Origin of the sequence: Lysobacter arseniciresistens ZS79 (assembly GCF_000768335.1) — a bacterium.
In the GTDB taxonomy this organism is placed as follows: domain Bacteria; phylum Pseudomonadota; class Gammaproteobacteria; order Xanthomonadales; family Xanthomonadaceae; genus Novilysobacter; species Novilysobacter arseniciresistens.
The window spans coordinates 1-401 of record NZ_AVPT01000094.1 but is presented as its reverse complement, the minus strand read 5'-3'; the positions used below and the strand labels follow the sequence as shown (position 1 = coordinate 401).

Genomic DNA, 401 nt, shown 5'->3' with positions numbered 1-401 from the left:
TAAGCCGAACCGCGAAGCGGTTTCGGCTTGAATGATTTGTTAGGCGGCCCCGTCAAGAGCTCTGCACGCGAAGGCCAGCCAACCGTTGGTGCGAAGTCTACCCGCCAGATGTCAATCTCAAAGGGGTTGCCGTGCTGGTCGAGGTTTAGCTCTACGGATACGGGTACGCCATCTAGATCGTAGAAGTGGCACTCCGCCGGCGATGAGCCGAGTTTCCGAGAACTATCAAAGGGTGCAATGGCAAGACTACCCATGCCGCCATCCGACATGGGCCTGACCTCAAGGGCGTCGAGATCTACGGGAATGGCCGCGAGCTCAAACAGATATGCGACTACCGGACGCTCATGTTCGAGTAGATGTCTCATGGCCGCCTAACGCCTTATGTCTTCCAGTTTCCCTAC

The 401-nt window shown here is 56.6% G+C and carries 1 protein-coding gene; it reads right to left on the bottom strand.

Annotated elements, in window-relative coordinates; translation table 11 throughout:
* Positions 1-365: DUF6984 family protein (locus tag N799_RS15870; protein WP_425476998.1), on the bottom strand; the 365-nt coding region annotated here is incomplete at its 3' end.
* Positions 366-401 lie beyond the last annotated feature (36 nt).